Genomic DNA, 24463 nt, shown 5'->3' on the forward strand with positions numbered 1-24463 from the left:
CCAGCGCCCGCGGGAACGCGTGCGCTGGGATCCGGCAGACTGACCCGCCTTGCCGCCCCGGTCCTGGCGCCGTGTCCCAGCATCGTCCGCCCTGGTCCACCGCCGGCACTGCCCCGCCGGGCTCCGGCTGACCGGGAGCCGACGCGGCCGCCAACGCCCAGACCGATGTGCAGATGGGCCGAGGTCATCGCGTCAGCGTCGCCCTCCTGGTGCAGGGCGAAGGGCCATTTCATCGGTGGGCCCCCGGGGTGGAGCCCAGTGCCTCAGCGCCACCGCCCGCTACCGCTGGAGCAGTGGGAGCAGCCCACGTGGTAGCGGACGCAGGGTGCACGGCTCCTTACGCCTGGGGTCCGGTCCTGCGGCGACGTGCGATGACGACGGCTCCGGCACCGGCGAGGACGGCGGCGCCACCGATGGCGGCAAGGTTCGGCAGCCTGTCCGAGGAGCCGGTTTCCGCGAGCGTGCCGCTGACCGGGAGCTCGTCATGGCCGCCGTGCGACGCCGGCTGATTCCCGGCGGTGCCCGGCTTTCCCGGCCTGCCCTTGCCGTGCACGGGCTTGCCCTTGGCGTCGTCGACCGGGCCGGGCTTGCTGTGGGGGAGAGGACGGTGAAGTCGAACTGGCTGATGTTGTCGAAGCCGCACCGGTCGTCCTCGCCGTAGGAGTACCCGATGGTGAAGAAGTATCCCGTGCCGGCCTTGGCCTTGCCGCCGGCCTTGATGCGCAGCTTGGCGTCCGCGTATTCGCCCGGCTTCAGCTGCTTGATGGTGGCGAAGTCGTCGCTGTCCTGGACCTTGGCGCCCTCGCCTTCGATGGGCTTCCAGGTGCGTGTCTTCGGGTTGAACCACTGCACCGTGACGTCCAGTTCGGCGATGTCGCTGAGGTTCGGGTCGGCGGTGCCCAGGGTGAGGGAGATGTCGGTCGCCCTCACCGCAATCTTGGAGACGTTGGTGACGCGGTAGGTGAACTCATGCCAGCCGGAATCGGCGACGATCTTGCCCGGGAGACCGGCCAGCCCCGTCTTGCCGCGGTCTACGTCGAAGATCGGGAAGCAGGAGGAGCGGGTTGTGGTGGAGGACGGCGTGGTACTCGGCTTCGCCGAGTTCGAGCCCGAGGCGGTGGGCGTCGGCTCAGCGGCCGGCCGTTCGGCGATGGACTCCCCGCTGCCCATGTCACGGGCAGCGCTGTCACCGCCATGGGTGCCGTCGGCGCTGGTCGACGCGGCGATGGCCGGGGCCGACGCGGAGGGCGTGGCAGTGGGCGTCGGCGCCTGGTCCGTCGCAGACGCGGCGGGGGCCGCGAGCAGGGTCAGGGGGCTGATGACGGCCGTGACAACTGCGGTCGCCAGGGCACGGTGGAGCTTCATTGAGACCTTTCTTGGGGAGCCGGACTGACGGCCGCCGGTGGGCAAGCGCGGTACGGCCCCGTAGCCGAACAAGTATGTGACCGGCGAGGCCATCGAATGGTTGTGCACCGAGCGGACGCACCCGGTGTGACGGTACTCACCGGGCGCTTTCGCAGGTCGACCCGTCCTCGGGGCGTGGCCTGCCAGCGCCCCGCCTGATCCGGCGCCTTGAATTCGGCGCAGTCACCTGGGGCGCAAGGCGTGATGCCAGCTGGCCCCATGGTTGCCCGCTGGCGGGCGTTCGGAAGAGGCGAGATGGCAACCGGCGTCCGGATGCGGGCGCCGTAGGAGTAGACGATGAGGAGTCGGCTGCTACGGGACGCGCAACAAAGGGATGTCCGTAGCTGAACACCGCCCTGGCCGGTGATGTAGCCGGTGCGCAGCCCAGGTTCGGGGTCCGGCGACGACGAGGAAGGAGTGTCCTTCGTGTCACTCGGCAAAGCCTTCATCCCCCAATGAGCACCGGGGCAATATTTCGCTGAGGTCCGGAACAGCCGTCGCACCTGGCGGGTCCGCCGGACGGGGCGCACCGGGCTGGCTCCAGGGCCGCTGTGCAGCTCGAGCGGCCGGGAGTCGGTGTCACCCACCATATTTCGTGCACTGCTGGTGACAGGGAGCGCACTGGCCTGATGACAACGTGCGCGCTTTGCCCGGTCGAAGCCGCGGGTCAGCGGATGCCGATGGTGACAACTATCGTGCTCCGGCTCATAGAAGCGGACAAGGGGTTCAGCAGCGAGGAGAGCAGCGGCTCCCTGTGCGGTGGGGACTTGGGCCTCGGCGGTGAGCGGCGCACCGCGCGGCCGCGACTCACCTGCATGCCGGTGAGGTTGCTCGGTTGTTCAAGCCGTATCGGACGGTGCCGGATGTCGGGGGTGTGACAGCGCGGGATGGCTCCTGTGGTACTGCGGTGTTCCGTCGGGCTCGACGGGGTGCCGGTGATAGACGGCTGGCCTCAGGGCCGGCACCGCCGGTGTGGTGTACCCGCCGGACCGAGTGGGGGCTATGACGGCGACCGGTTCCCCTGGCACGCTCCACGCCGAAGTCGACAGCGACGAGACAGTCCGGCGGGTCAACGCCACCGCCAACCAAGATCATTCCGAACGCTGTACTGGTGTTCCCCGAGGCTGAAGCTGGAGCTGGAAGCGCTCACCGTGCGAAGCTCGACAAGTCGAAGCTCGACACGTGGGGTGCCTAGTGCTGGATTCCTCTTTCATTGGGTATGTGACCTGCTGGCGGGGTGGTTCGGGTGCTCGGGGGCGGGTGCTGGACGGTGGGGTTGCGGGCACGGCCGGGCCGTGACGAGGACGAGCAACGGCTGGTGCGTCGGTTGTCGCGAGCGCGCAAGGCGCCGCGGGATCTGGTGTTACGGGCACGGATGGTTGAGCTGAGCTGGTCCGGGGAGCGGGTGCCGGCCATCGCGGACGAGCTCAGGTGCAGCCTGAAGACGGTACGCCGCTGGTTGCACCACTTCAATCGCTTGGGCCTGGACGGGCTGGAAAACCTGGGTGGGCAGGGCCGTAAACGGCGGATCACCGAGTCGGAACGCTCCAGGGTTATCGGTCTGGTCAGTCAGCCGGCGCCGGGCCGGCTGACTGTGCAGGCGGACGGCGAGCTGGCCGCGGTGGATGAGTCCGGGCCACCTCAGTGGTCCCTTGATGCCTTGGCCGCCGAGGCCAGACGGCTGGGCATCGCGATCGGCCGCAGCCAGGTTCGCAGGATCTTGCTGGCCGAGGGGGTGCGCTGGCGCCGTACCAGGTCCCGGACCCGTTCGAAGGACCCAGAATTCGAGGGAAAAGGACACGGATCATCGGCCTCTACACCTGCCCACCCGAGGGCGCGACGGTCGTCTGCGCCGACGAGCTCGGACCGGTGATCCCGCGCACGTTCCCGCCGGCGCCGGGCTGGTCGCCGGACGGCCACCGCATCAAGTCCGTGGTCGACTACGGCCGCGGGCCGCAGAAGACCTGGGGCTACGGCGCTCTGCGAGTGCGGGACGGGCATGAGGTCACCATGACCGCCTCCTCCCGCAACAGTGCCTTCTACCAGCAGTTTCTTCAGAAGATTGAGGCAGCCAACCTCACGGGTGACATCTACGTTGTCACCGACAACCTGTCCTCACACAACAGTCTGTCCACCCGCACCTGGCTTGAGGACCATCCCAGAATCCGGCACGTCTTCATCCCCGTCGGCGCCTGCTGGCTCAACCTCCAGAAGGCTGGTGGCGCATCTTCCGCAAGGCCGCCCTCGCCGGCCAGTCCTTCGCCGGACCATCCGAGATTGAACAAGCCACCCGCCTCGCCACGTTCCAGCTCAACACCTGCGCCCGACCCTGGGTATGGGGAAGACCCGCACCACCAACTCGCCTGCTACGACGCCGATACGTGTACACCGTTTGAGGAATCCAGCACTAGTAGGACTCCGTTAGGTCTTCCTATCAGCGCTGATCACGAGCATGTTGGGTGTGTGGATGCACCTGAAGTGAACCGTGTCCGGGCCACGTTGGCGTTGTACGTGGCTGATGTGTTCGCGTCGGTGCCGCGCAAGGACCAGCGTGCCAAAGGCGACTGTTACCTGCGGGGACTCATGCTGGACGGCCGCCGCAAATCGATCCAGGCGATGGCCGCGCGCCTGCCGGACGGCAACGAGCAGAACTTGCAGCAGTTCGTGAACCAGTCGACGTGGGATCCGGTGCCGGTGCAGCGGCGGATCGTCGAGCGGACGCTGCCGCTCATCAACCCGACGGCCTGGGTGATCGACGACGTGTCGGTACCCAAAGACGGACAGATGTCGGTCGCCGTGGCTCCGCAGTACTGCGGAGCGTTGGGCAAACGGGCGAACTGCCAGGTCGCGGTCAGCGTCCATGCCGCGACCGACACGGCTTCCTGCCCGCTGCAGTGGCGGCTGTTCCTGCCCGAGGAGTGGGCGTCGGACACCGGCCGCCGGGCCATCACCCGCGTTCCGCCCGAGGTCACGCACCGCGAGAAGTGGCGGCTGGCTCTGGACATGCTCGACACGCTGGCCCACTGGGGCATGAGGCCCCCGGTCGTGGTGGCCGACGCCGCCTACGGCACCAACGCCCGCCTGCGGACGGCGCTGTCCGAGCGTGGGCTGGCCTACGTCCTGGCCATCCGCTCGGATGCGAGCGCCCATCCCTTCGAGGCAGAGCCTGTCGCCCCGGCGCGCAACGGGCCGGTCGGATGCTGGCCCCAGCCGCGATACCGGCAGGCCGCACCATCGGTGGCTGCCCTGGCCGTCGGCCTCGGGCAGGAGGCGTTCGCCCCTCTCACCTGGCGAGGCGGCTCCCGAGGAGAGTTGCGTTCCCGCTTCGCCGCCGTGCGCGTCCGCCCGGCCGGCAAGGCTGTCGAGCGTCCGGTCAAGGCCGCGGCCTCGGCCGAACATGGCTGGTGGGACGGGATCCTGCCCGACTGCTGGCTGCTGATCGAGTGGCCCGCCGATGCCGAGGCGCCGGCCAATTACTGGCTGTCCAACCTGCCGGCCGACACCCCGATCGCCAACCTGGTACGTCTGGCCAAGGTCCGCTGGCGCATCGAGCACGACTATCGCGAACTCAAGCACGGCCTGGGCCTGGACCACTTCGAAGGCCGCTCCTGGCCGGGCTGGCACCACCACGTCACCCTCGTGACCGCCGCCCATGCCTTCCTCACCGAACAGCGCCTGGCCCCAAAAGTGCCCGCACCGGGCGCACCCTCTACCAGGTCCTCGACACCCTCCAGAATCTCCTGAGGTGCTGGACCGGCATCTGCACCACCTGCCATCAACCCCTACCCAACAGGACACACACGGCACCAAGACCGAGACAGACCTAACGGAGTCCTACTAGGGGACCGCCACACGTGGATTCGGCCCACGCAAGGGTCGGACGCCAGCCGCCCGGTGCGCCGAAGGCAACTACTGGCTTGTGAGTCTCACACCCTGTTTCCGCAGGTAGGTGCGCCGCGAGGCGGGCCTGTCACGGCTGCGCCTGTCCTGTGCCACCGAATCTTGACCGCGTGCCATCGAAGTTTGATCGACATCACCGCCGGTGAGCTGCATGCCGGCTGTCACCGAGGGCCGGACGGGGTTGTCACTGGGCTGTCGGAGGCGGCGCACGGTACGGTGTCGCGCTGACCAGGATCCCTCGTCCTGCATGGAATCGCTCGAAGACGCGCATGGGTAGCGATGCGGAGTCTGCATTGTGGGAGTAGCCCGACGGATTATGGAACCGCACCATCCCGCCATGGACCGCATGCACCAGCACCAGGTGCCCTCCCCGTCGCGGTGCGGGGGTTCTTGGGTCGCGGATCTCAGCAGATACCGAAGCGATCAGGACGTGCCCGGGGCGCACTGCTGGGGCAGATTCGTGAATCGGCGCGTTCTCGACCAGTTGGCATGTGAATCCGAATTGTGAGCTGACCCACGCCATGAATGGCCTGTAGATCAGTCCTTGGACCTTGCCCTGGGGCTCCACGACGTAGCAGCCCCAGTCGAGGGCCAGCGCAAGGAGTTCACGCATCGACAGTCGAATGTCCGTCCAGCCATGGAGCAGGGACTGCAGGCATGCCAGACCGCAGACCTTGCGGGACCAGAAGAGGTACTCCTCGCGCGAATGGTATCCGCCGGAGGCCCAGTCGTGCAGTTGCGATGGATCGGTGCGCCTCAGGAAGACGTCGAGACCCGATGAGGCGGTACGCCGCATAACAACCTCGTCGTTCCGGTCGAGGCTTCCCCACTGTGAGACGTAAGGGAGGAGGCTTCCATCATGTGACGGGAAAGTCGAAATAGACATCTGAATAGGGCTCGCTTTTCAGCGTGTAGTGCCACCACTCGCAGGCGTAGCGGGCAAATCCGCAGTTTTCCATGATGGAGCAAAGGTGCTCGCGGTTTTCCGCTTCGGTGGGCGTTAGTCCTCTTGCCCCATGATGCGAGATGGGGTCCATGAGGTCGTGGTCGCCGCCCATGCGGGCTCTTTCTCCGGTGGCAAGGCTGTAGAGCGCCAAGTCGATCGTACTGCCGCGACTGTGACTCGACTGGGCGGCCACGTACCCCTTGTCGATAAGCTGGGATCTGTCGATATTGGGGTAGTGGCGCCTCTTGGTGTGACCATCTTCTGGCTGTTCTGACCAGCGCAGGAAACAGTCGACGGCGCGTTGCGGACGGTATCCGTCCCAGACAAGCATGCCGAAACCGAGGGACGCGGCTTCTTCTTGCGCTTGCCTAAGGGCTGTGCACAAAGCTTTGGTCCCGACTATCCGGTTGGCCAGGTATCCGTCTACCGGCTTTCCGGTGAAGTTGTCCCGGGTGGCGTACTTGGCGTCCCAGCGGATGCCGGGCACCTGTTCGTCCAGGTACACGAACTCGTCGTTCATCGCTTTTTCCGGTGCAGCGTCATGGACACGAGCCGGTCGATCACGTCGGAAAGCGGCAGTCCTGCGGCGGCCATCATCCGGGGATAGCGGCTGTAGGAGGTCATGCCGGGCAGGGTGTTGACTTCGTTGAGTACTACTTGGCCGTCCTCCTTGAGGAACATGTCCACGCGGGCAAACCCCTGGCAGCCCAGGGTTCGGTAGATGGTCTTGGCGCTCTCTTGGACGAGCCGACGCGAGTCTTCGGAGATGTCGGCGGGAACGATGAACGTCGAGTTCTCCGAGCCGGTCTCGGGTGAGTCCTCCTGGTGGATCCTGAAGAATCCGTGTGAGAGGGCTACGCGGTCCACCTCGCCCGCGATCGGGGCGGAGGGATCCCCCAGAATGGCGCAGCCGACTTCGCTCCCGGTCACGGCCTCTTCGATCAGGATCTTCGAGTCGTACTGTCGTGCCGCGTCCAGTGCACTCGGCAGGTCCTCTTCTCCGGTGACTTTGCTGACGCCGAAGGATGAGCCTGAACGGGCCGGCTTCACGAAGACAGGGTAGGAAGCCGGCTGGCGTCGACCTTCTCGTTCTCTGCGACCACCCAGAAATTTGGCGTGGCGATTCCCGCGCTATTGGCGACGGTGTAGGTCAAGGATTTGTCCATGCAGATGGCGGAGCTCTGGACGTCGCAGCCGGCATAGGGGATGTCGGAGAGCTCCAGCAGGCCCTGGAGTGCCCCGTCTTCGCCGAGTGTGCCGTGCACGACGGGCAGCACGAGGTCCAGGCGGATCGCTTCGAATCGTCCCTGTTCCAGGACGAGCAGTCCGTGGACGCTTCGGTCGGGTGACAGCGCGACCGGACGGGCGCCCTCTTTTTCCCAGTCTGCGCCGGGGACGTCACAGAGCTTCCAGGCGCCGGACTGCGTAATGCCGATCCAGTACGGTTCGTATTTATCGGTGTTAAGATTCTTCGCGACTTCCTGGGCGGACTTGACGGAGACGGGGTGTTCTTCGGAAGAGCCCCCGAAGACGATGCCGATCTTCAACCTGTTCATGTGTTCCCGCTTTCGAAGTGGAGGCAGTTGATGAGGCTGTTTTTGATGGTGTCGCGCAGCGCGTGGTCGGTGTAGTAGGCCGTGTGCGGGCTGATGAACACATTCGGCAGCTCTTGCAGTTGCAACAGCGAGTGATGTTCGATGGGCTTGTTCCGGCAGTCGGTGTAGAAGATGCCTTCCTCGCCGTCGATGACGTCCAGCGCCGTGCCGCCCAATTTGCCGCTCTCCAGCGCCGGAAGAAGGGCTTCGGTGTCAATGAGCGGCCCGCGTGCGGTGTTGACGATGAACGCGCCGTGTTTCATCTGCTCGATACGTCGGCCATCGAGGAGATGGCGGGTATCTGCGGTGAGCGGGGTGTGGAGCGTGACAATGTCGCTGTGCCGGAGCAGCTCGTCGAGCGGCACGTGATCAGCGGAGGTTTTGGGGCGGTTGTCGTAGGCCAGCACGCGGCAGCCGAAGCCTCGCAGCCGGTCGATGACTGCTGTGCCGATACGCCCCGTGCCGACCACTCCGACCGTCAGGTCGCGCAGCTCTTTGCCGCGTGTCTCACCCAGCCGGTAGTCATGGGCATCGGCGCGGCGGAGGGTGGCCTTCGCGTGGCGCACAGCCATCAGCATCAGCATCAGCGTGTAGTCGGCAACGCTGTCGGGAGAATACGCCACGTTTCCGACGGAGATACCGACGCTCTCCGCGTAGCTCACGTCGATGTGGTTGCATCCGACGCTTCGTGTGGAGAGATACTCCACACCGACGCGGCTCAGTGCGAGGAGCGTGGCACGGGTGACGTGCGTCTTGTGGCCGATGCTGATGCACCGGTTGCCGGCGGCCAGGCCAACGTTGGCTTCGCAGACCGCTGCCGTCGTGATGGTTGGCACCACGCCCAGGCGAGGCGCCATCTCCCGGAAGAGGCGGGCCTCATCTTGCTCGCACCCATAGACCGTGATTCCCGTGGCCGAGACAGTCCGTGAGGGTGGCGCCGGTGCTCGGGTGCGGCACGCCGCCGCTCGTGTGGATTCGCTGGAACTCATGCCGTCCAGTCAAGAGAGCGCGGTGTTGCCGAGACGTATGCGTTTTTTGATACGCCGGCGATATCTAGGCGGCCGCTGCCCGCGCAGGATGATGACCGTCCTGATCGTCACGGACCGGCCCTGGCCCCGTGGAGGATGCCGGCGGGGCGCCTGCGCCACACGGCGCCGTGTCGCCTTCGCAGCTCCGGGCGGCCGTGATGCTGCGCTCGGGCGGGCCGACGACGCCGCGGCCGGACCGGATGCTCCACCTGTCGGGTGACCCGGTCGATCCCACGGACGAAGTCGGCGCAGCCGGCCGCCTCCATGCTCGCGCGGGGTGGTGGCAGGCAACATATCGTCGGCGTATCGAAAACTGCATACGCACCGGCAACACCACGCTCTCTTGACTGGAGGGCATGAGTTTCAGCGAACATGCCTGTGTCGTCCTGTGCCTCGCCAGCCCGCCTGCGCCCGCCCTCACTGCGCCGGGCCGGTTGTTGCTGCGCTGCGCCGCTCCTTGCGTGGTTGAGGCGTGATCCCGCTCAGCCTCGGCGAGATCGCCACCGTGGTCGGCGGGAGGGTCGAGGGCGACGGCGCCGTGACGGTGACCGCGCCAGCCGTGCTCGACGGCCGGCAGGCCGAGCCGGGCGGCCTCTTCGTCGCCTTCACCGGCGAGCACGCTGACGGCCACGACTACGCCGTCCAGGCCGGCCGGTCCGGCGCGGTGGCCGCGCTCGGCTCCCGGCCCACGGCACTGCCGACCGTCGTCGTCACGAACACCGAGGCCGCGTTGCAGGCGCTCGCCGCCCACGTCGTGGCACGGCTGCGCAAAGGGCTGACCGTCGTCGGGGTGACCGGATCCCGCGGCAAGACCAGCACCAAGGACCTGCTGGCGGCCGTGCTGTCGAGCGCCGCGCCGACGATCGCCACGAGCGGCTCGCTCAACAACGAGCTCGGCGTGCCGCTCACCATGCTGCGTTCCGATGCGGCCACCCGGTTCCTCGTCCTTGAGATGGGAGTGCGCCGCATCGGCGACATCGCCAAGCTCACCGGCCTGGTCGCGCCCGACGTCGCTGTCGTCCTCAACGTCGGCCAGGCCCACCTCAGCCATCTCACATCGCGCGCGGCGATCGCCCGGGCCAAGGGCGAGCTGGTGCAGGGCCTGGCCCCCGGCGGCACCGGGGTCCTTTGCGCCGACGACCCCCGGGTGGCCGCGATGCGCTCGCTCACCGACCGCCCGGTGCTGACCTTCGGCCGGGCGGAACACGCCGACGTCCGCGTCCTCGACGTGGCGCTGGACCGGCTCGCCCGCCCGTCCTTCACCCTGCGGACCGCCGCCGCCCGGGCTCTGGTCGCGCTGCCGCTCGTGGGCACGCACCAGGCCCTCAACGCGGCCGCCGCCGCGGCGGCGGGGCTGGCGGCGGGTGTCTCCCTCGATGCGGCCGCGGCGGCGCTGCCCACGGTCTCGCTGTCGAAGTGGCGCCTGGAGCTGCGTGACCTCCCGGGCGGCGCAACGCTGCTCGACGACTCCTTCAACGCCGACCCCGACTCGACCTGTGCCGCCCTGGACGCGCTGGCGGCCATCGAGGGCAAGCGCCGCATCGCCGTCCTCGGCGAGATGCTCGAACTCGGCGAGGGCAGCGAGGCCGAGCACCGCGCCGTTGGGGAGTACGCCGCTGCCCGGGCCGACGTGGTGGTCGCGGTCGGCGCCCGGCCGCTCGCCGACGGCGCCGGAGAACGGGCGGTGGCGCTGGCCGACAACGCCGCGGCCGTCCAGTGGCTGCGCGGTCGGCTCGCTGCCGGCGATGTGGTGCTCGTCAAGGGCTCCCGCGGGGAGCGCCTGGACGAGGTCGCCGCCGCGCTCGCCTGCGGACCCCACGAGGTGTCGGCTGACCGGCCGATGGACGACAGGTAGGAGCGGTTGTGGCTTTTCGGGTATGGACCATCACGGCGGGCGAGCACGCCGCGTTCAACGCGTCCCAGCCTGCGGTGAGTTTTTTGCAGACCCCGGCCTGGGCGTCGGTGAAGAGTGAGTGGGGGTCGGAGTCGCTGGGCTGGTTCGACGACCGCGATCAACTGGTCGGCGCGGGCCTGGTGCTGTATCGGTGGCTGCCCGGGGTCAAGACGTCGCTGGCGTATCTGCCCGAAGGTCCGGTGATCGACTGGGCCTCGGATGATCTGGCTGGCTGGCTCGGCCCGTTGGTGGAGCACCTGAAGCGCTCCGGCGCCTTCGCCATACGCATCGGGACGACAGTGGCGGCCCGCACCTGGAGTGCGGCGACGGTCAAGGCCGCGATCGCCGACCCGGGGATCACCAGGTTCAGTGACGTGCCACCAGACACTGTCAACGACGTCGCTGCCCAGGCACGCGTCCAGCTCCGACATCTGGGCTGGCGCCCGCCGAAGGAAGACGAAGGGTTCTCCGCCGGGCAGCCGCGCTGGGTTTTCCAGGTCCCGCTGGTCGGCAAGGACGAGAATCAACTGCTCAAGGGGATGAACCAGCTCTGGCGGCGCAACATCAAGAAGGCCGGCAAGGCGGGCGTCGTCGTAACCCAGGGCGGTATCGGGGATCTGCCCGACTTCTACCGGGTCTACCTCGAGACCGCGAAGCGCGATCATTTCATCCCGCGGCCGTTCAGCTACTTCCCGGCCATGTTCGAGGCGCTGCTGGCCGAGGACAAGGACCGGATCCGTCTCTACCTCGCCCACCACGAAGGTGACCTCGTTGCCGCCACCATCTGGATCCGGGTCGGGCAACACGCCTGGTACAGCTACGGCGCCTCCGCCACCACCAAACGGGAGGTACGCGGGTCGAACGCCGTGCAGTGGAAGATGGTCACCGACGCGCTGGCTGCCGGATGTACGGTCTACAACCTGCGCGGCATCACCGACACCGTGGACGAGAACGACCCGCATCTGGGCCTGATCCAGTTCAAGGTCGGCACCGGCGGCGAAGCCGTGGAGTATCTCGGCGAATGGGACCTTCCGCTCAATCGCCTGCTCTACAAGGCCTTCGACGTCTACATGTCCCGCCGAGGCTGAGGCAGCCTGCCGGTGGCGGGGCTCGGCGGGCGCGAGGCGACGTGGGCGCAGGAAGGCGGCAACCGGCGTAGTTCGGGTGGGGCGTGTCCGACGGGTGCACGGGCCGCCTCAGCGCTCCACGGGCCGCTCGTTCGCCTCGCACCCGGCGCAGGTCGGCCGCCGGATCCCGCGATGTCGCTCCGGCCGTGAGCGGGCAGCGGGTTTGCCTGGTGCGGTGCGGGCGTTGGTTGGAATTGGTCGGTCTGGTCGTGTGTGCGCTGACGCGGCGGGCAGTTGCACCGTGACGCGGAGCCCGCCGGCGGGGCGGGGGGTGAGGGTGAGGGTTCCGTCGTGTGCTTGAGTGATGCTTTTGACGATGGCCAGGCCGAGGCCGACACCTGCGTGGCCGGTGTGCAAGCGTTCAGTGCCGCGCTGGAATGGCTCGGTGAGTGTCGAGACCAGCTGTGAGGTGAGCTTTTCGCCGGTGTTCTCGACGGTGAGCACTACGGTATCGGGGCGGGCGCTGGTGGTCACCCATACGGCGCCCTGTTCCGGCAGGTTGTGGCCGATCGCATTGTGCACCAGGTTCGTGGTCATCTGCAGCAGGAGCGCCGGTGAGCCGATGGTGGTGCTCGTGTCACCGGAGGCTTCGAGGGCGACGCCATGCTTTTCTGCCAAGGGGAGGAGCGTTTCCGTGGCTTCTTCCGCCAGGAGGGACAGGTCGACGTGTTCCCTGGTGAAGGACCGCTGGTTGGCTCGGCTGAGCAGGAGCAGGGCTTCGGTGAGGTCGATGGCCCGGGTATTGACCACGCGCAGGCGCTCGAGCAGCTCGCAGGTGTCGCGGTCCGGGTCGTCGCGGGCCACGTCGAGCAGTGCCTGCGTGACCGCCAGCGGGGTGCGCAGTTCGTGGGAGGCATTGGCCGCGAATCGCTGTTGTTCGGCGAGGTGGGCTTCGAGCCGCGCGAGCATGGTGTCGAAGGAGTCGGCGAGTTCGCGGAACTCATCCCGGCGGCCCGGCAGGCGGATCCGGTGCGAGAGCGGTCCGTTCGCCACCCTGCGTGTGACGTCGGTGATGCGAGTCAGCGGGGCGAGCATCCGGCCGGCCAGAATCCACCCGCCCACGAGACCGAACACCAGCAGGAACGCCAGCACCATGATTCCCGCCGGGACGAAGACGACCGGGCCGAAATTGCTCGGGTCGAAGACGCGTAGGAAGTTGGACCGATCGGGGAGTTCAAGGCTGTTCGACCTTCCTCGCAGAAGGAACAGCCACACGGCGGCGAGCAGCAAGGCGCCCGCTATCACGAGGAACCCGGCGTAGCTGAGGGTGAGCTTGAGGCGGACGCTTAACCCTTGACGCCTATCCACACTCCGCTCCCCGGTCATCGGCGTCCGGTCCGGTGTCGATGCGGTAACCGACCCCGGGCACGGTGGCGATCAGCCAGGGCTCGCCGAGGCGTTTGCGCAGGGCCGAGACCGTGATGCGCACGGCGTTGGTGAACGGGTCCGCGTTCTCGTCCCACGCTCGCTCCAGCAACTCCTCCGCGCTGACGACACCGCCTCCGGCAGCGACGAGCACTTCGAGCACAGCGAACTGCTTCCTGGTGAGCGCGATGTAGCGGCCCTCACGGTAGACCTCGCGGCGGAAGGGATCCACACGCAGGCCTGCGACCTCTCGTACAGGCGGCCTGCTGTGGGCGCGCCTGCGGTCGAGTGCTCTGAGCCTGAGTACGAGTTCCCGCATGTCGAAGGGTTTGGTGAGGTAGTCGTCGGCGCCGAGCTCGAACCCGCTGGCCTTGTCGTCGAGCCGGTCGGCGGCGGTCAGCATGAGGATCGGCATGCCGCCGCCGGAAGCGACGATGTGCTGGGCGATCTCGTCACCGGTCGGTCCGGGGATGTCCCGGTCCAGGACGGCGATGGCGTAAGTGTTGGTGCTCAGCAGCTCCAGGGCGGTATCACCGTCACCGGCGATGTCGGCCGCGATGGCTTCCAGGCGCAGCCCATCGCGGATGGCCTCTGCCATGTAGGGATCGTCCTCGACGACTAACACACGCATGGTCAGATGCTACGAGCCGGTGCATATCGCCGGTATATCGAAAGCGGGATCGAACTGAGCCGCTTCTGGGCAGGGCCCCAGGAACACGCGGGCAGCCGGCACAGCTCAGCCGTGCGGCAGTGCGAGCACGCCGGCCTGGTGCAGTCCGAGCGGCCGTCCACCGGCGCCATGATCGATCACGGCAAGCCGATGACCTGCAGTGGTCGAACTTCGATGACACGAACTCGCGTCCGTCAAAGCGCGGCCCGCTCGGTGGCGGGCAGCAGCTTCGGCGGGATGGTCTCGTGCTCGACGTAGCGGCGCCTTCCTTCCTTCGTCGTCAGCGGGGAGACCGGCGGCGCCTGCTCACCGGTGTCCGGCTGCGGCGGTGCGGTCGCGGGCGTGCTCATAGCCACCTTTCGGCTTCGGCGTGGGCGTCGAAGACCCCGAAGGCCACCACCTGCGCGGACGGCGAGGCCGCCGCGGAGTCGGGCCCGGGGTCGGGCGTGTTCCCGGTCTCGGGTGCCGCAGCGTGCGCCGGGAGGGCGGTGGTACGGGTGCGGCCGATGACCCGCGCGGTGCGGATGTCCGGTCCGTGCTCGGCCCGGGTCAGCAGCGTGTCCAGGACCCGGGCGACGTCGGCCTCGTTCGGATCGTCCAGGCTGGCCGCGGCGGCCAGGCGCCGGGCGTGGTCCCAGGTGAAGTCCGCGAAGGGGGCGTTCACCAGCGGCAGGTGGACCCAGGGTGTGGTGATCCAGCCGCTGGTGGTGCGGACGAAGACGCGGGAGAGGTCGTAGGTGCGCGGCAGCCCCTGTCCGGCGTAATGCCCTCGGCGTCAGCGAACAGCCTCGCGGCCTTGCCGTTGTGCTGTCGGCGCTTCTTCTCGCTCTACGCGGGCGTTCACTACCGATTGCGGTCGGCGAACGTGCACGTGACCGTGAAGGAAGGACGGGGCACGCGCGCAACCGGTGGTACTCGGAGGAACCAATGGGAAAGTTCGGGAAAATTATCGGCGGAATCACTGGCGACAAGGCAGACGAGCTCAAGTTTGCTCTGGGCGCGGTCGAGAAGCTGGCCGACGCGAAAATTCGCCAGTACCAGGAGCGGGCCGAAAGGGTCTCCAGTGACCCCTTCGGCCCGGTGAAGGTGGTCGCGCACCCGTTCGACTTCAAGCAGAGGTCGTATGCGCAGTTCAAGCAGGATTTGTCCAAGGAGCTCCAGTCCGCACTGGACAACATCCTCAACCTGAGCGAGGACAAATTCAAGAAGGCCGCCAACGAAGTACTGACGACGGTCGCCAGAACATTCCTCGGCGCGGGCGGAGGGGAGTCAGCGAAGAGATCTCGTCATGCCTGACGGTCTTCGGGGAGGAGTCCATCGTCCGGCTGGACGTGCAGATGTGGAAGTACAACTTCGAGTACAAGGGCCTGGTGGACAAGGCCGAAAATGCGATGGCCTACTGCTCCACGGCCTCCCTGGTGTACCCGGAAGAAGTGCGCATCGAACTGCTGTATTTGATGGTCAATCAGATGATCAACTCCATGACATTCAAGGACGACGCTGCAAAGGAGAAAAAGAGGGAGGAGCTCAAGAAAAAACTCAAGGACGCCCACGACAAGGGCAAGGACACCGGAAGCAGGACTGTTGCCCTGACGGATGTCAATGCGAAGGTGAAACAACCCCGCAGTCTGGCAGTGGACGTGTTCGGGTCGTTGTACATCGCTGACGATGAGACCAAAGCAGTCTGGCGCAAGAAACTCGACGGCACTCTCACCATCATCGCCGGGGGTGGGCCAAGCAGCGACGATACGCTGGACGATGCCACGAAAGCCTCGTTCAAGTCCGTCACCGACGTCGTGGTGGGCGGGGTGGGCGACCTGTTCGTCCTGGACTCCGAGGCCGGCAGGGTCTGCCTGGTCCAGCCCAGCGGCAAGCTCGCCACGGTCGCGGACGCCAAGAAGCTGGCGGGCAACAAGACGCAGGCCAGGCCGATGCGCCTCGGTCTGGACAAGAGCGAGAACCTCTACGTCAGCGCCTTCCGGGACAAGGGGCAGGACCAGGAGGTGGAGATCTGGCACGTCAGGCCAGGGGAGGTGGCGGCGCACGTTCTGCAGAAGGGGACCACCGAGCAGGCCGCGGCCGCCGACAGCTACCCGTACCTGCTGGTGATCAACCCCGGTGACAAGAAGGAGAACCGGGTACGCAGGATGACGGCCAGGGGAGAGCTGGAATCCGTGGCGGCTGGCGGCGGGTCGGAGACGGCCGACGGCAAACTGGCCATCGAGGCGAAACTCGGTGACCCCTACGACCTCGACACCGACAGCCACGGGAACCTCTACATCTCCGACTGGGCGGACAGTGAGCGGCGGGTGCGCAAGGTGACCCCGGACGGGTACATCTCCACGGTGGTCGCCAAGCGCGATGACTTCACGCCGGCGGACATCGCCGTCAACGTCCAGGGCGGCGCTCTGTACGTACTCAACTACGCCAAGAACTGGGCCGTCGAGGCGCACAAGATCCGCTGAGGGCCGGTGCGGGCGCCGGACACAGGGCACACCGATGACGCACAGGGCAACAGCTGAGGACCTGGCGGAGTTCTTCCTTCGCACGGTCAGCCATCTGGCCGAGGCGAAGACGAGAGAGTTCTACGAGCGAGGCCTTCACCTTCCCGCCCGCCCTTGGGGAGCGGTGAAGAGCCCGGCCCACCCTTACCACTGCGTCACCGCGACATGTGTGACAGCACAGGACGCGCCGCCCGGTGACTTCCTGCCCGGCGGCCTGGCCAAGCTGCTCGCCCCAACCGACAAAGATTTCACCTCGTCGGTGGCCGCGACGCTGGGAGACGCCTTCGAGAACTGCCTGGCCTATTCCTCGCCCGGCACCAGGGAGGAACGGGCAAACTGCATCACGGTCACCGGCGAAGCGCTGGTCCGGGTCGACGGCGCTTTCTGGATCTACCGTTTTCCGTCCAACGGCATCACCTATAAGCAGACCGCAGTGTGCTACTGCCTGATGCTCTCGCACATGCTGCCGGAGGAGACTCCGCTGCCCGTGCTGAAGCTGACCGCGCAGCACATGGTGGCGAAACTCAAAGGACTGACCGACGCCGAGCGTGACAAGAAGCGGCAGCAACTGCAGAAGAGGATGGAGGACCGGCACAGCAAAGGCGCCGCCGGCCGGAAACCGATCGCGCTGGACGAGCTGAACAAGCAGGTGAGAAAGCCGCAGAGAGTCGCACTCGACGCGCAGGGCAACCTTTATGTCTCGGACTACACCACCGCCCGCGTCTGGCGAGCAGGAGCGGACGGGACGTGTGCTGTCGTAGCAGGCGGAGGCACCTCGACGGAGGACGGCATCAAGGCGACCGACGCCCTCCTGGACTGCCCCACGGGGCTTGCGGTGGACGGAGCGGGGGCGCTGCACATCGCGGAACAGACTCGGGTACGCCAGGTGTCGCCGGGACCGGGCAGCACGATCAGCACCCTCGCCCGCTGCGACGCCGGCAGCCCGTTTCGCCCGGTGCAGGTGACGGCCGACCTGTGCGGCAACGTGTACGTGCTGTGCGTCGTCTTCTTCTCCAAGCAAGGCACCGGTCAGCTCTGGCACCTGCGGCCGGACGGAGGCACCGTCCGCACGCCGCTCGCGGAGGTCCGCCGCGACGCGGGCCAGGGGCTGCTGGCGGACCTGTCCTTCCGCGTCCTGCTCACCTACCGCCGAGGCAGCCAGGCGTTCGTCAAGAGCATGACGCCGCAGGGCAAGCAGGCGCACATCATCGCAGGAGGCGGGCGCGACGCCGGGCTCGACGACGTGCCCGCCCTGGATGCGGACCTGCTGAATGCGGGCGCGATGGCCACCGACCGCGCAGGCAACCTGTACCTGATCGTCGACGGCCGCAGCGTCCGCAAGATCACCTCTGGCGGCATGATCTACACGGTGGCCAGGGCCACACTGCAGGACTGGCTCGTCTCGATCGCCGTCAACCCCGACGGAACGTATCTCTACGCGGTGAACCTGACCAACGGTCCGTACGACAAGGTGGAGCGATACAGCATCTCCTGAGCCGAGAACCAGGCTGGCCGCCGGAAGACAGACCGGCGCCGCGGGCCGCCGGCTCCCGGCCAGCCGCGCGGAGCCGAGCGGTGAGCCTGCGGTCAGGCACAGTCCGCGAAAGTACGCCGGGCGGGGTTTTGCTCCCCGTGCCCGGGCTGGATGTTGTAGACGGTCGTGATCCTCTGCGCCCGGGTGTTGACCACGACTCGCCAGGTGGCGCTGTTGGGGATGCCCTGGGCGTTGCCTCCGGTGCCGGTCACTTCGTAGACCGTATTGGCACCACCGGTGGCCGGATTCGGCCCTGTCTGGCCGATACCGTTGACGGCCGGCCCGGTGGCACGCCGAATGCACGCGGCGAGGTGGGGGATGTCGATGAAGGTCGCCACCGGTGTGTGCCGGTTGTCGATGTGGCGCAGGTCGGCGCACCGCATACCCGCCCGGCTGGCGTTGCCGGTCAGCCCGCGCAGGACGAATTCTCGCGCCTCCGGGACCGCCTGGTTTTGGTTGGCCTGTTTGGCACAGAGGTGGCTGGAGGGGATGAGCTGGGGCGCAGCGGATGCTGCGGTGGCAGGCGGTGTCAAGAACGCCAGGGCCAGGGTGAGGGCGGGCAGGACCCGGCCGGGTGCGGCCAGGGGTGCGCGGCGCCCGGCGAGGGGCTTGGGGGCAAAGCGTGTTCGCATACGGATGCTCCATGTAGGTCGGTTCGGGCGGACGTGGCGGATCCGCTGGGGCCGAGTGGGGCACGCCGGTCTTCCGCAAGGTCCGGCCGGCGGCGGTCAGACACACAGCGCAACACCGTTCCATGACAGGTCTTCCTGGGCCGTTGGCCTGCTGGGGCCACGTCCGTTTCAAGCGCATCACACTAGAGAAGTCCCATCGTTGCAGGCCAGGAGTGCTCTCCGCTTATTTGACCAAGCATCGGACAACCCACTTCGCGAAAGCCCGAGGCTAGGCCGGGGACTGACATAGGCCAGGGACTGGCGCGGAGGTCGATGCCTCGCTTCCAGTCCCGGCCCTGTTGCGCGGGCGGCCGACGTGTCAGGGCGGTCCCCGGTCGGTCGCCGTGCGGTGTGCTGTCTTCGGACGTCAGTGCGTGGGGGTGGGGGATAGCGTGGTCAGGTCGCTGGCGGTTTCGTTGCTGTTAAGGGTTGGTTGTGCTTCTAGGAGTTTTTGTGTGAGCGGGTGACGTGCGTATACTCGGTCGTGGACGGTTGGCAGGTTCTCTCCGTCGTACAGGACGGGCGAGTCCCAGTCGGCGGGGTCACCCGCGCCCTGCCGGTCGACGATCACGGCGCGGGTCGGTGTCGGAAGGGTCGTCGTCGCCGCGAGGACGGCTGCCTCGACCGTGTCGGCCTGTTGCGGTGTGAGGCCGTCCAGCCACAACGTCTGGATCTCGCAGCCGAGCGGCTCGTACGCGTACTCGTCGGTCACGTCGATGTCCGCGGAGAACCACCACTGCATCGTGAGGGACGCGATGCGCAGGCCCAGAAGGCGGCCGAGTTCCTCCTGGTGCATGAGGACACCGTCGCCTTCGACGTCCAGGACCACGGCTTTGCCCCGTACCGGGTGCGTGAGCGCGATGCCGTGTGCGGCGAAGAGCTGCGTCTGTTCGGCGAAGGCCGGTACGGCCGCCGATTCCCGGTACCACCGGATGAATCCGTCAGCCATGGCTAGCAGCTCGGCAGCGTGAAGATGTGCACATTCTCGTCTCCGAATACCTTCTTGGCCTGCTTGATCGCCGATTCTGGCGTGTTGTCCGCCAGGTAGTAGATCGCCTTCACGCCGGCCTGGTCGGCGGCGTACTTGTTGATTTTGAGGGCGCTGCCGAACTTGGCGGGGTTCTTGGCCTTGGCGCCACCGCCGACGTAGATGTATTCACCGTTCGGTCCGATGACGTCGAGACCGCTCGACCCCACGTTGGGCATTTCAATCTTGATGTCCTGCCCGTTCGCGTCCTTGGCCACCTTGCCGCCGACCAGCTTAGCGATGAACTCCTCGCGCTTGAGGCCCACGCCTCCCGTGTCATGGCCACCACCGGACGGCAGCGCGAACGAGCAGTGTGCACCACTCACGGATGACGCGGAACTCCGCGCCAGGGAAGGGCTCTTCTTCTTGTCCTTCACGCAGGCCGGGAGCTTCTTCCAAGCCTTGTCGAGGACGTCTTCGCTCTTGTCGACCAGCTTCTTCGCCTTGGCCGACTTGTCGAGGAAGCCGTTGATGCCCCAGATGGCCTTGCCGATCTTCGGGAGCTTGCCGACCAGCTTGGCGGCCTTCGACCAGGGCAGGTTGTTGACGATCGCCCACAGGCAGGACGGGATGTCGGGGTCGTCCCAGCACTCCTTGATTTCCTCGGCGGCGAGTTCCACGAGGATCTCGGCGCCGTTGTCCATCAGGTAGTCCAGAAGGTCCTGCTGGGCCAGTGCCTCGGCGGCCTCAAGCTGTTCGGCGGTGATGCCCGCCGCTTCGAGGGCCTCGCGCTTGTATTCCTCCAGGGAGTACGAGCTGTCGCCCTTCCTCCTTTCTCCTGGCGGCCTCCTCCCTGGCCTTGCGCTGCTGCTCGCGCTCGTATTCCTCGGCTCTCTTGGCGGCCTCGTCCGCTTCCTTGGCGTAGGTGCCGGCGTTCTCGGCGGAGTCGGCCAGCTTGTCGGCGTCGGCCGCGTCCTTCTCCGCCTGGGTGGCCGCGCCCTGGGCGATGCCCGCTTCCTTCTCGGCCAGTGCGGCGGCGCTGCCGGCGGCCGCTGCCTGGTTCTCCGCGTCGGTGGCGGCGCCGCGGGCACGTTCGGCCTCGGCCCGGGTGGCGGCGTTGCGTGCCGCCGCCGCGTCCGCGAATGCCTGGTCGGCGGACTGGCGGGCGAGTTTGGCGTCGGCCTGGGCCTGGGCGTCGGCCTCGTTGGCCCGTGCCGCGGCGGCCCGTGCCTTGGCGCCGTCCTCGGCTGCCTGGGCCGCGGACTTCATCGCCGCCGCCGAGGAGCGCGCCGCGTCCGCGGCGGACCGCGCCGCGGCTGCCGCCGCCTTGAAAGCCGGTCCCACCTCGGCGTTGGCGCGTGCGGCCGCGGCTTCGGCCGCTTCGGCGGCCTTGACCGCCTCCGCCGCTCTGGCTTCGGCCTTGGTGGCCTCCGCTGCGCCCATCTCCAGGGAGGCCCGCGCCACATCCGCGGCGAAGTCAGCGTTCACGTCCGCGCCGGTGAACGGCGCGGTGAGGAGGATGGCGGTGTTCGCGGGGTCGGCGTTGCCCGCGGCCGTGGGTACGAGCCGACGCGGCGGCCTGGGCCGCGGTGGTCGCCTGCAGGCGGGCCATGGCCGCTTCGCGGGTGGCGCCGTCGGCTTCCTCCCGGGTGCGGTTGGCGGCTTGGAAAGCCTGGCTCGCCCGGGTTGCGGCCAGCCCGGCCAGCCGGGAGGTTTCGTGGGCGGCGATGCCGGCGCGGGCTTCCTGCGCGGTGGCCTCAGCGGCCTTGGAGTTGGCCCGTTGCGCCGCGGCGTGCGTGGCAGCGGCCTGGCGTTCGGCTTCGTTCGCCGCCGCGTTGGCCGCGGCGGCCGTGCTTCGGCTTTGGTGGCGGCGGCGTTGGCCCGCGCGGCATGCGCGGTGGCCTCACTGGCCGCCGCACGCGCACGCGCGGCCGCTCCGGCCGCCTCGATGGCCGCCGACCGCGAACGTATCGCCGCCGCGGACGCCTGGTCGGCCGCGGTACGGGCGGTACCGGCGGCGGTTGCGGCCGCGTTGGCGGCGGATCGCGCCTCGGTCGCCGCGGCCCGCGCGGTCTCGGCGTGCTCGGTGCCCTTCGCCTTGTCGCCAGCGCGTCGGTGGCCCTGGCCCTGGCCTCTTCCGCCTGGTGGAGACGTTCGGCATCCACCGCGTCGTTACGGGCTTTGCGGGCCTTGCTCTCCTCGCCCCGGGCCAGCCCGTCGGCCTTGGCGGCGATGCCTTCCTGGGTTTGCGCCTTGCCCCGCTTCTCCGCCGCCACCGAGGCGGCGGCCTGCGCGTCGGCCCGCCTGGACGAGGCGGTGCGTGCCTCGGACTGGGCTCGCGCGCGTGCCTGGGCAGCGACGTCACGTTCCCGTTCGGCCCGCACGCGCGCCGCCGCCGCCAGGTCGCGCTCGCGTTCGGCGATCTTGCGCTGCTCGGCGGCGACCTTGGCCTGGCGCTGCGCCTCGATCCGCGCCTCGCGGGTCTTCCTGGCGTGCTCCCACGCCTGCTTCTCGGCCTGCTCGGCCTCGATCCGGGCCTGGCGGGACTTGGCCGCCGCGTCCGCCGCGATCTTGGCCTGCCGGTCCGCCGCCTCGGCGAGCCGGGCGGCCGCCCTGGCGTGCTCCTCGGCGTTCGCCCGCCACTTGGCGGCCTGCTGCGCGTGCAGTTCGGCCTAACTTTTGGAGTTGAGCCCCGCCGCGTCCGCCGCCGCCGAAAGTGCGGTTGCGCGACCGCGCGTCACGCACGCGCTGCTTCGCCGCGTCATAGCCGCCCCCGGGGGCCAGCCACTCCGCAATCGCCGCGTCCCCCGCGTACTGCGCAACGCGTTCCATGCCGACGCGCGGATCTCCGCGGGCTGCCCGGACTTGGCCAGGCGCAGCACACTCGCCCGCGCCTCGTCCGCCGCGGCCGCCACCACCAGCGACGACTGTCCGGCCGGTGCGCCGGCCACCATGGTGTGCGCCCGGGCGGGTGCCGCGTCCGCGAGGGCACCGGCGCAGGCCAGCATGCCTGCCGCCGCCCAGAACACGGCCCACCTCCGGCGTCTCATGGCATGACCGGCGAAATCCGCCACCAATGTGCTCTCCCCTTCCACGGCGGCAGGTGCGCCCTCGTACGTACTGGTCCGGTGCTGACAGGGCCCGGGGGCCGGGCTGCCCGCGCCGCCCCCGAACCGTCAATCGAGCGGCGTCTTGCCAGGTCAGGGCGCCAGCGGCCGGGAGATCTCCCAGGCTGCCGGGAGGGCTGTCCCCCTTCACCGGGCAGGGGGAATCGGGGTTGGTGCGCGCGTAGACGTCCTTCGTCGTGGGCGCGAGCCACTTGTTGCCGGACGCGGTGTTCTGCGTGAAGGACACCGCGTCGCGCAGGGGTGCCGGGAGGTCGCGGCCGTGTCCAAAGGTCTGGTGGGGGCACCATGAGGCGCTCTTGCGGAACTTGGAGCTGCGGTCGTCCGCCGCGACCTCCACCCGGAGCCCGTCCCGCTCGGATTTGCCGCTCCTGAGGTAGTGGCCGGGCTTGCGCACGGACTCGAAGGAGTAGCAACCGGGCTCGCTCGCGAGGGAGGGCACGATCACCCAGGTGGCGTCTTCGCGGTCGGCCACCGAGCTGGACATTTTGATCGACTTGCTGAGGAGGGCTTTCCCGCCGTCCGCACTGGACTGGCGCACGACCTGGCCGCGGTTCCACACATTCAGGGTCTGTCGCTTGAGCCGGTACTGGGTGTCCGCCTTCAAGAACCGCTCGACGTCCGCGTCGCTGCCCTTCAGCGCGGTCTTGGCCGCGGCCGCCAGGTTGGGGTTGACCTGGCTGTTCTCCGCGGCGGCCTGGATCTGCAGGGCGAGCTTACGGTTCGCCTCGGCGAGCTTCTTGCGCCGGTTCTCGTCGTCGCGCTTGTACGCGGCGTCGGCACCGGTGTGGATGTACGCCTTCCACACGGCCGCGTCGGAGCTGAGGGTGGCGTGCTGGCCCTCGGCGTAGAGTTCGGTGTCCCGCAGGTCGGCGGGGGCCTGGCGCAGCAGCTCCCGGATGAAGTTGTCGTCGCTCAGCGTGAGCATCGCCTCGGTGGGCGCGATGCGGAACAAGGCCGCGGCGCTCTTGCGGGCGGCCAGCTCCTTGCGGCGCTCGGCCTCCTTGCGGTTCTGCTCCTCCAGTTCCTTCAACTCGTTGGCCACGTCCCGCTTGTGGGCCTCGCGCGCGCCGTTGACGATGAACTCCCGCCAGTCCGCCGCCTCACCGAGCAGCGCCTGGAGCGCGGCAGCCCGTACCTCGGGGCCGGAGGCCGTGTGCTTGGCGACGGCCCGGATGAAGTTGTCGTCGCTGAGGGCGAGCAGCTCCGGCGTGCTGGGGATGCCGACGGTGAGCAGCACCTGGGTCTTGGCCAGCCGGGCCGCCCGCTCGGCTTCGGCCTTCTCCCGCTCGCGCTGCTGGTCGAGCTTGTACGCCTCGTGGACGCCGGAGACGATGAAGCGCACGTGGTCCTCGGCGACCCCACTGGCCATCGCCTGCTCGGCGGCGGTACGTACCGCGTCCAGCCGCTCCCCCGCGTCGCTGGCCTTCTGCCACAGCGCGTGGATGAAGTCGTAGTCGCCGAGCAGGAGTACCGCGGCGGTCGGGTCCAGCCCCACCACGGCCGCAGCGTCGACGCGCTGGGTGTCGGACGTCCCGATGCCTCCCGGGCCGGCCACGACCTCCGATCTCCCGGGGCCGCTGTCGGCGACGGCACCCGGCGCGACGGCGCCCGTGACGGCCGCGAGGGCGGTGGCCGTCACAAGGCCCCGCGTCACGATCCGTCTCATCCGTGCGGAAGTCATGCGCTGTGTGTCCATGGTGATGCCAGAACTCCTCCTGCCGCCTTGGTAC

General features: G+C 68.3%; 21 protein-coding genes and 2 pseudogenes. 9 read left to right on the forward strand and 14 right to left on the reverse strand.

Features of this window, described 5'->3' with window-relative positions; translation table 11 throughout:
• Positions 1–337: 337 nt before the first annotated feature.
• Positions 338–847, reverse strand: coding sequence for an LAETG motif-containing sortase-dependent surface protein (locus tag ACEXOX_RS43670; RefSeq protein WP_406526144.1), 510 nt, complete (start codon positions 845–847; stop codon positions 338–340).
• A gap of 222 nt (positions 848–1069) precedes the next feature.
• On the opposite strand from ACEXOX_RS43670, the gene ACEXOX_RS43675 reads away from it, so the two are divergent.
• From ACEXOX_RS43675 to ACEXOX_RS43690, 4 genes and pseudogenes are all read left to right on the forward strand, one after another.
• Entirely contained in the window at positions 1070–1393 is a 324-nt protein-coding gene (locus ACEXOX_RS43675) for a hypothetical protein (protein ID WP_406526145.1), read from the forward strand.
• Between the two features lie 1329 nt (positions 1394–2722).
• On the forward strand, positions 2723–3277 hold the full coding sequence (locus ACEXOX_RS43680) for a helix-turn-helix domain-containing protein (protein WP_406526677.1): 555 nt from the start codon (positions 2723–2725) through the stop codon (positions 3275–3277).
• Positions 3274–3552, forward strand: a pseudogene (locus ACEXOX_RS43685) (transposase); the annotation flags it as partial. The gene ACEXOX_RS43680 and the pseudogene ACEXOX_RS43685, both read left to right, overlap by 4 nt.
• A 315-nt stretch (positions 3553–3867) precedes the next feature.
• Positions 3868–5148 carry an IS701 family transposase gene (locus ACEXOX_RS43690; RefSeq protein WP_406526412.1) on the forward strand — a complete coding sequence of 427 codons (1281 nt, stop codon included), beginning with the start codon at positions 3868–3870 and terminating at the stop codon, positions 5146–5148.
• Between the two features lie 340 nt (positions 5149–5488).
• Here ACEXOX_RS43690 and ACEXOX_RS43695 read toward each other — a convergent pair whose 3' ends face one another.
• From ACEXOX_RS43695 to vanH, 4 genes and pseudogenes are all read right to left on the reverse strand, one after another.
• Positions 5489–6190: a hypothetical protein gene (locus ACEXOX_RS43695; RefSeq protein ID WP_406526146.1), complete on the reverse strand. Its 702-nt coding sequence runs from the start codon at positions 6188–6190 to the stop codon at positions 5489–5491.
• The gene (gene vanX / locus ACEXOX_RS43700) at positions 6162–6770 is read right to left on the reverse strand and encodes a D-Ala-D-Ala dipeptidase VanX (RefSeq protein ID WP_406526147.1); all 609 of its coding nucleotides are present in this window, start codon (positions 6768–6770) and stop codon (positions 6162–6164) included. Before vanX ends, ACEXOX_RS43695 begins: the two co-directional genes overlap by 29 nt.
• Positions 6767–7806, reverse strand: a pseudogene (vanA, locus tag ACEXOX_RS43705) (D-alanine--(R)-lactate ligase). Before vanA ends, vanX begins: the two are co-directional and overlap by 4 nt.
• A complete protein-coding gene (gene vanH / locus ACEXOX_RS43710) occupies positions 7803–8834 on the reverse strand; it encodes a D-lactate dehydrogenase VanH (protein WP_406526148.1) in 1032 nt (343 codons plus the stop codon). The pseudogene vanA and the gene vanH overlap by 4 nt, the downstream one beginning before the upstream one ends.
• Positions 8835–9345: 511 nt before the next feature.
• Here vanH and murF point away from each other — a divergent pair.
• Positions 9346–10728 (forward strand): UDP-N-acetylmuramoyl-tripeptide--D-alanyl-D-alanine ligase, encoded by a 1383-nt coding sequence (gene murF, locus ACEXOX_RS43715; protein ID WP_406526149.1) that lies wholly within the window; start codon positions 9346–9348, stop codon positions 10726–10728.
• An 8-nt stretch (positions 10729–10736) separates the two neighbouring features.
• Positions 10737–11855 (forward strand): lipid II:glycine glycyltransferase FemX, encoded by a 1119-nt coding sequence (locus ACEXOX_RS43720; RefSeq protein ID WP_406526150.1) that lies wholly within the window; start codon positions 10737–10739, stop codon positions 11853–11855.
• 108 nt (positions 11856–11963) lie between these two features.
• Here ACEXOX_RS43720 and ACEXOX_RS43725 read toward each other — a convergent pair whose 3' ends face one another.
• From ACEXOX_RS43725 to ACEXOX_RS43740, 4 genes are all read right to left on the reverse strand, one after another.
• The gene (locus ACEXOX_RS43725; protein WP_406526151.1) at positions 11964–13202 is read right to left on the reverse strand and encodes a sensor histidine kinase; all 1239 of its coding nucleotides are present in this window, start codon (positions 13200–13202) and stop codon (positions 11964–11966) included.
• A complete protein-coding gene (locus ACEXOX_RS43730) occupies positions 13195–13890 on the reverse strand; it encodes a response regulator transcription factor (protein WP_406526152.1) in 696 nt (231 codons plus the stop codon). The genes ACEXOX_RS43725 and ACEXOX_RS43730 overlap by 8 nt, the downstream gene beginning before the upstream one ends.
• A gap of 233 nt (positions 13891–14123) precedes the next feature.
• The gene (locus tag ACEXOX_RS43735; RefSeq protein WP_406526153.1) at positions 14124–14279 is read right to left on the reverse strand and encodes a hypothetical protein; all 156 of its coding nucleotides are present in this window, start codon (positions 14277–14279) and stop codon (positions 14124–14126) included.
• Complete coding sequence (locus ACEXOX_RS43740; protein WP_406526154.1) at positions 14276–14593, reverse strand: hypothetical protein; 318 nt, start codon at positions 14591–14593, stop codon at positions 14276–14278. Before ACEXOX_RS43740 ends, ACEXOX_RS43735 begins: the two co-directional genes overlap by 4 nt.
• 263 nt (positions 14594–14856) lie before the next feature.
• Here ACEXOX_RS43740 and ACEXOX_RS43745 point away from each other — a divergent pair, with 263 nt between their 5' ends.
• The 3 genes from ACEXOX_RS43745 to ACEXOX_RS43755 all read left to right on the forward strand — a co-directional run bounded on the left by ACEXOX_RS43745 (position 14857) and on the right by ACEXOX_RS43755 (position 17928).
• Complete coding sequence (locus ACEXOX_RS43745; RefSeq protein ID WP_406526155.1) at positions 14857–15225, forward strand: hypothetical protein; 369 nt, start codon at positions 14857–14859, stop codon at positions 15223–15225.
• Positions 15226–15260: 35 nt separating this feature from the next.
• Entirely contained in the window at positions 15261–16394 is a 1134-nt protein-coding gene (locus ACEXOX_RS43750; protein WP_406526156.1) for a hypothetical protein, read from the forward strand.
• 298 nt (positions 16395–16692) lie between these two features.
• On the forward strand, positions 16693–17928 hold the full coding sequence (locus ACEXOX_RS43755; protein WP_406526157.1) for a hypothetical protein: 1236 nt from the start codon (positions 16693–16695) through the stop codon (positions 17926–17928).
• 92 nt (positions 17929–18020) lie between these two features.
• Here ACEXOX_RS43755 and ACEXOX_RS43760 read toward each other — a convergent pair whose 3' ends face one another.
• The 5 genes from ACEXOX_RS43760 to ACEXOX_RS43780 all read right to left on the reverse strand — a co-directional run bounded on the left by ACEXOX_RS43760 (position 18021) and on the right by ACEXOX_RS43780 (position 24387).
• Entirely contained in the window at positions 18021–18599 is a 579-nt protein-coding gene (locus tag ACEXOX_RS43760; RefSeq protein WP_406526158.1) for a hypothetical protein, read from the reverse strand.
• A gap of 406 nt (positions 18600–19005) precedes the next feature.
• A complete protein-coding gene (locus ACEXOX_RS43765) occupies positions 19006–19587 on the reverse strand; it encodes a hypothetical protein (protein WP_406526159.1) in 582 nt (193 codons plus the stop codon).
• A gap of 2 nt (positions 19588–19589) precedes the next feature.
• Positions 19590–20309: a hypothetical protein gene (locus tag ACEXOX_RS43770; protein ID WP_406526160.1), complete on the reverse strand. Its 720-nt coding sequence runs from the start codon at positions 20307–20309 to the stop codon at positions 19590–19592.
• 43 nt (positions 20310–20352) lie between these two features.
• On the reverse strand, positions 20353–21093 hold the full coding sequence (locus tag ACEXOX_RS43775) for a hypothetical protein (RefSeq protein WP_406526161.1): 741 nt from the start codon (positions 21091–21093) through the stop codon (positions 20353–20355).
• An 873-nt stretch (positions 21094–21966) separates the two neighbouring features.
• Complete coding sequence (locus tag ACEXOX_RS43780) at positions 21967–24387, reverse strand: AbfB domain-containing protein (protein ID WP_406526162.1); 2421 nt, start codon at positions 24385–24387, stop codon at positions 21967–21969.
• Between the last annotated feature and the right edge of the window lie 76 nt (positions 24388–24463).

This window comes from Streptomyces sp. Ac-502 (assembly GCF_045222935.1).
Taxonomy (GTDB): Bacteria; Actinomycetota; Actinomycetes; order Streptomycetales; family Streptomycetaceae; genus Streptomyces; species Streptomyces monomycini.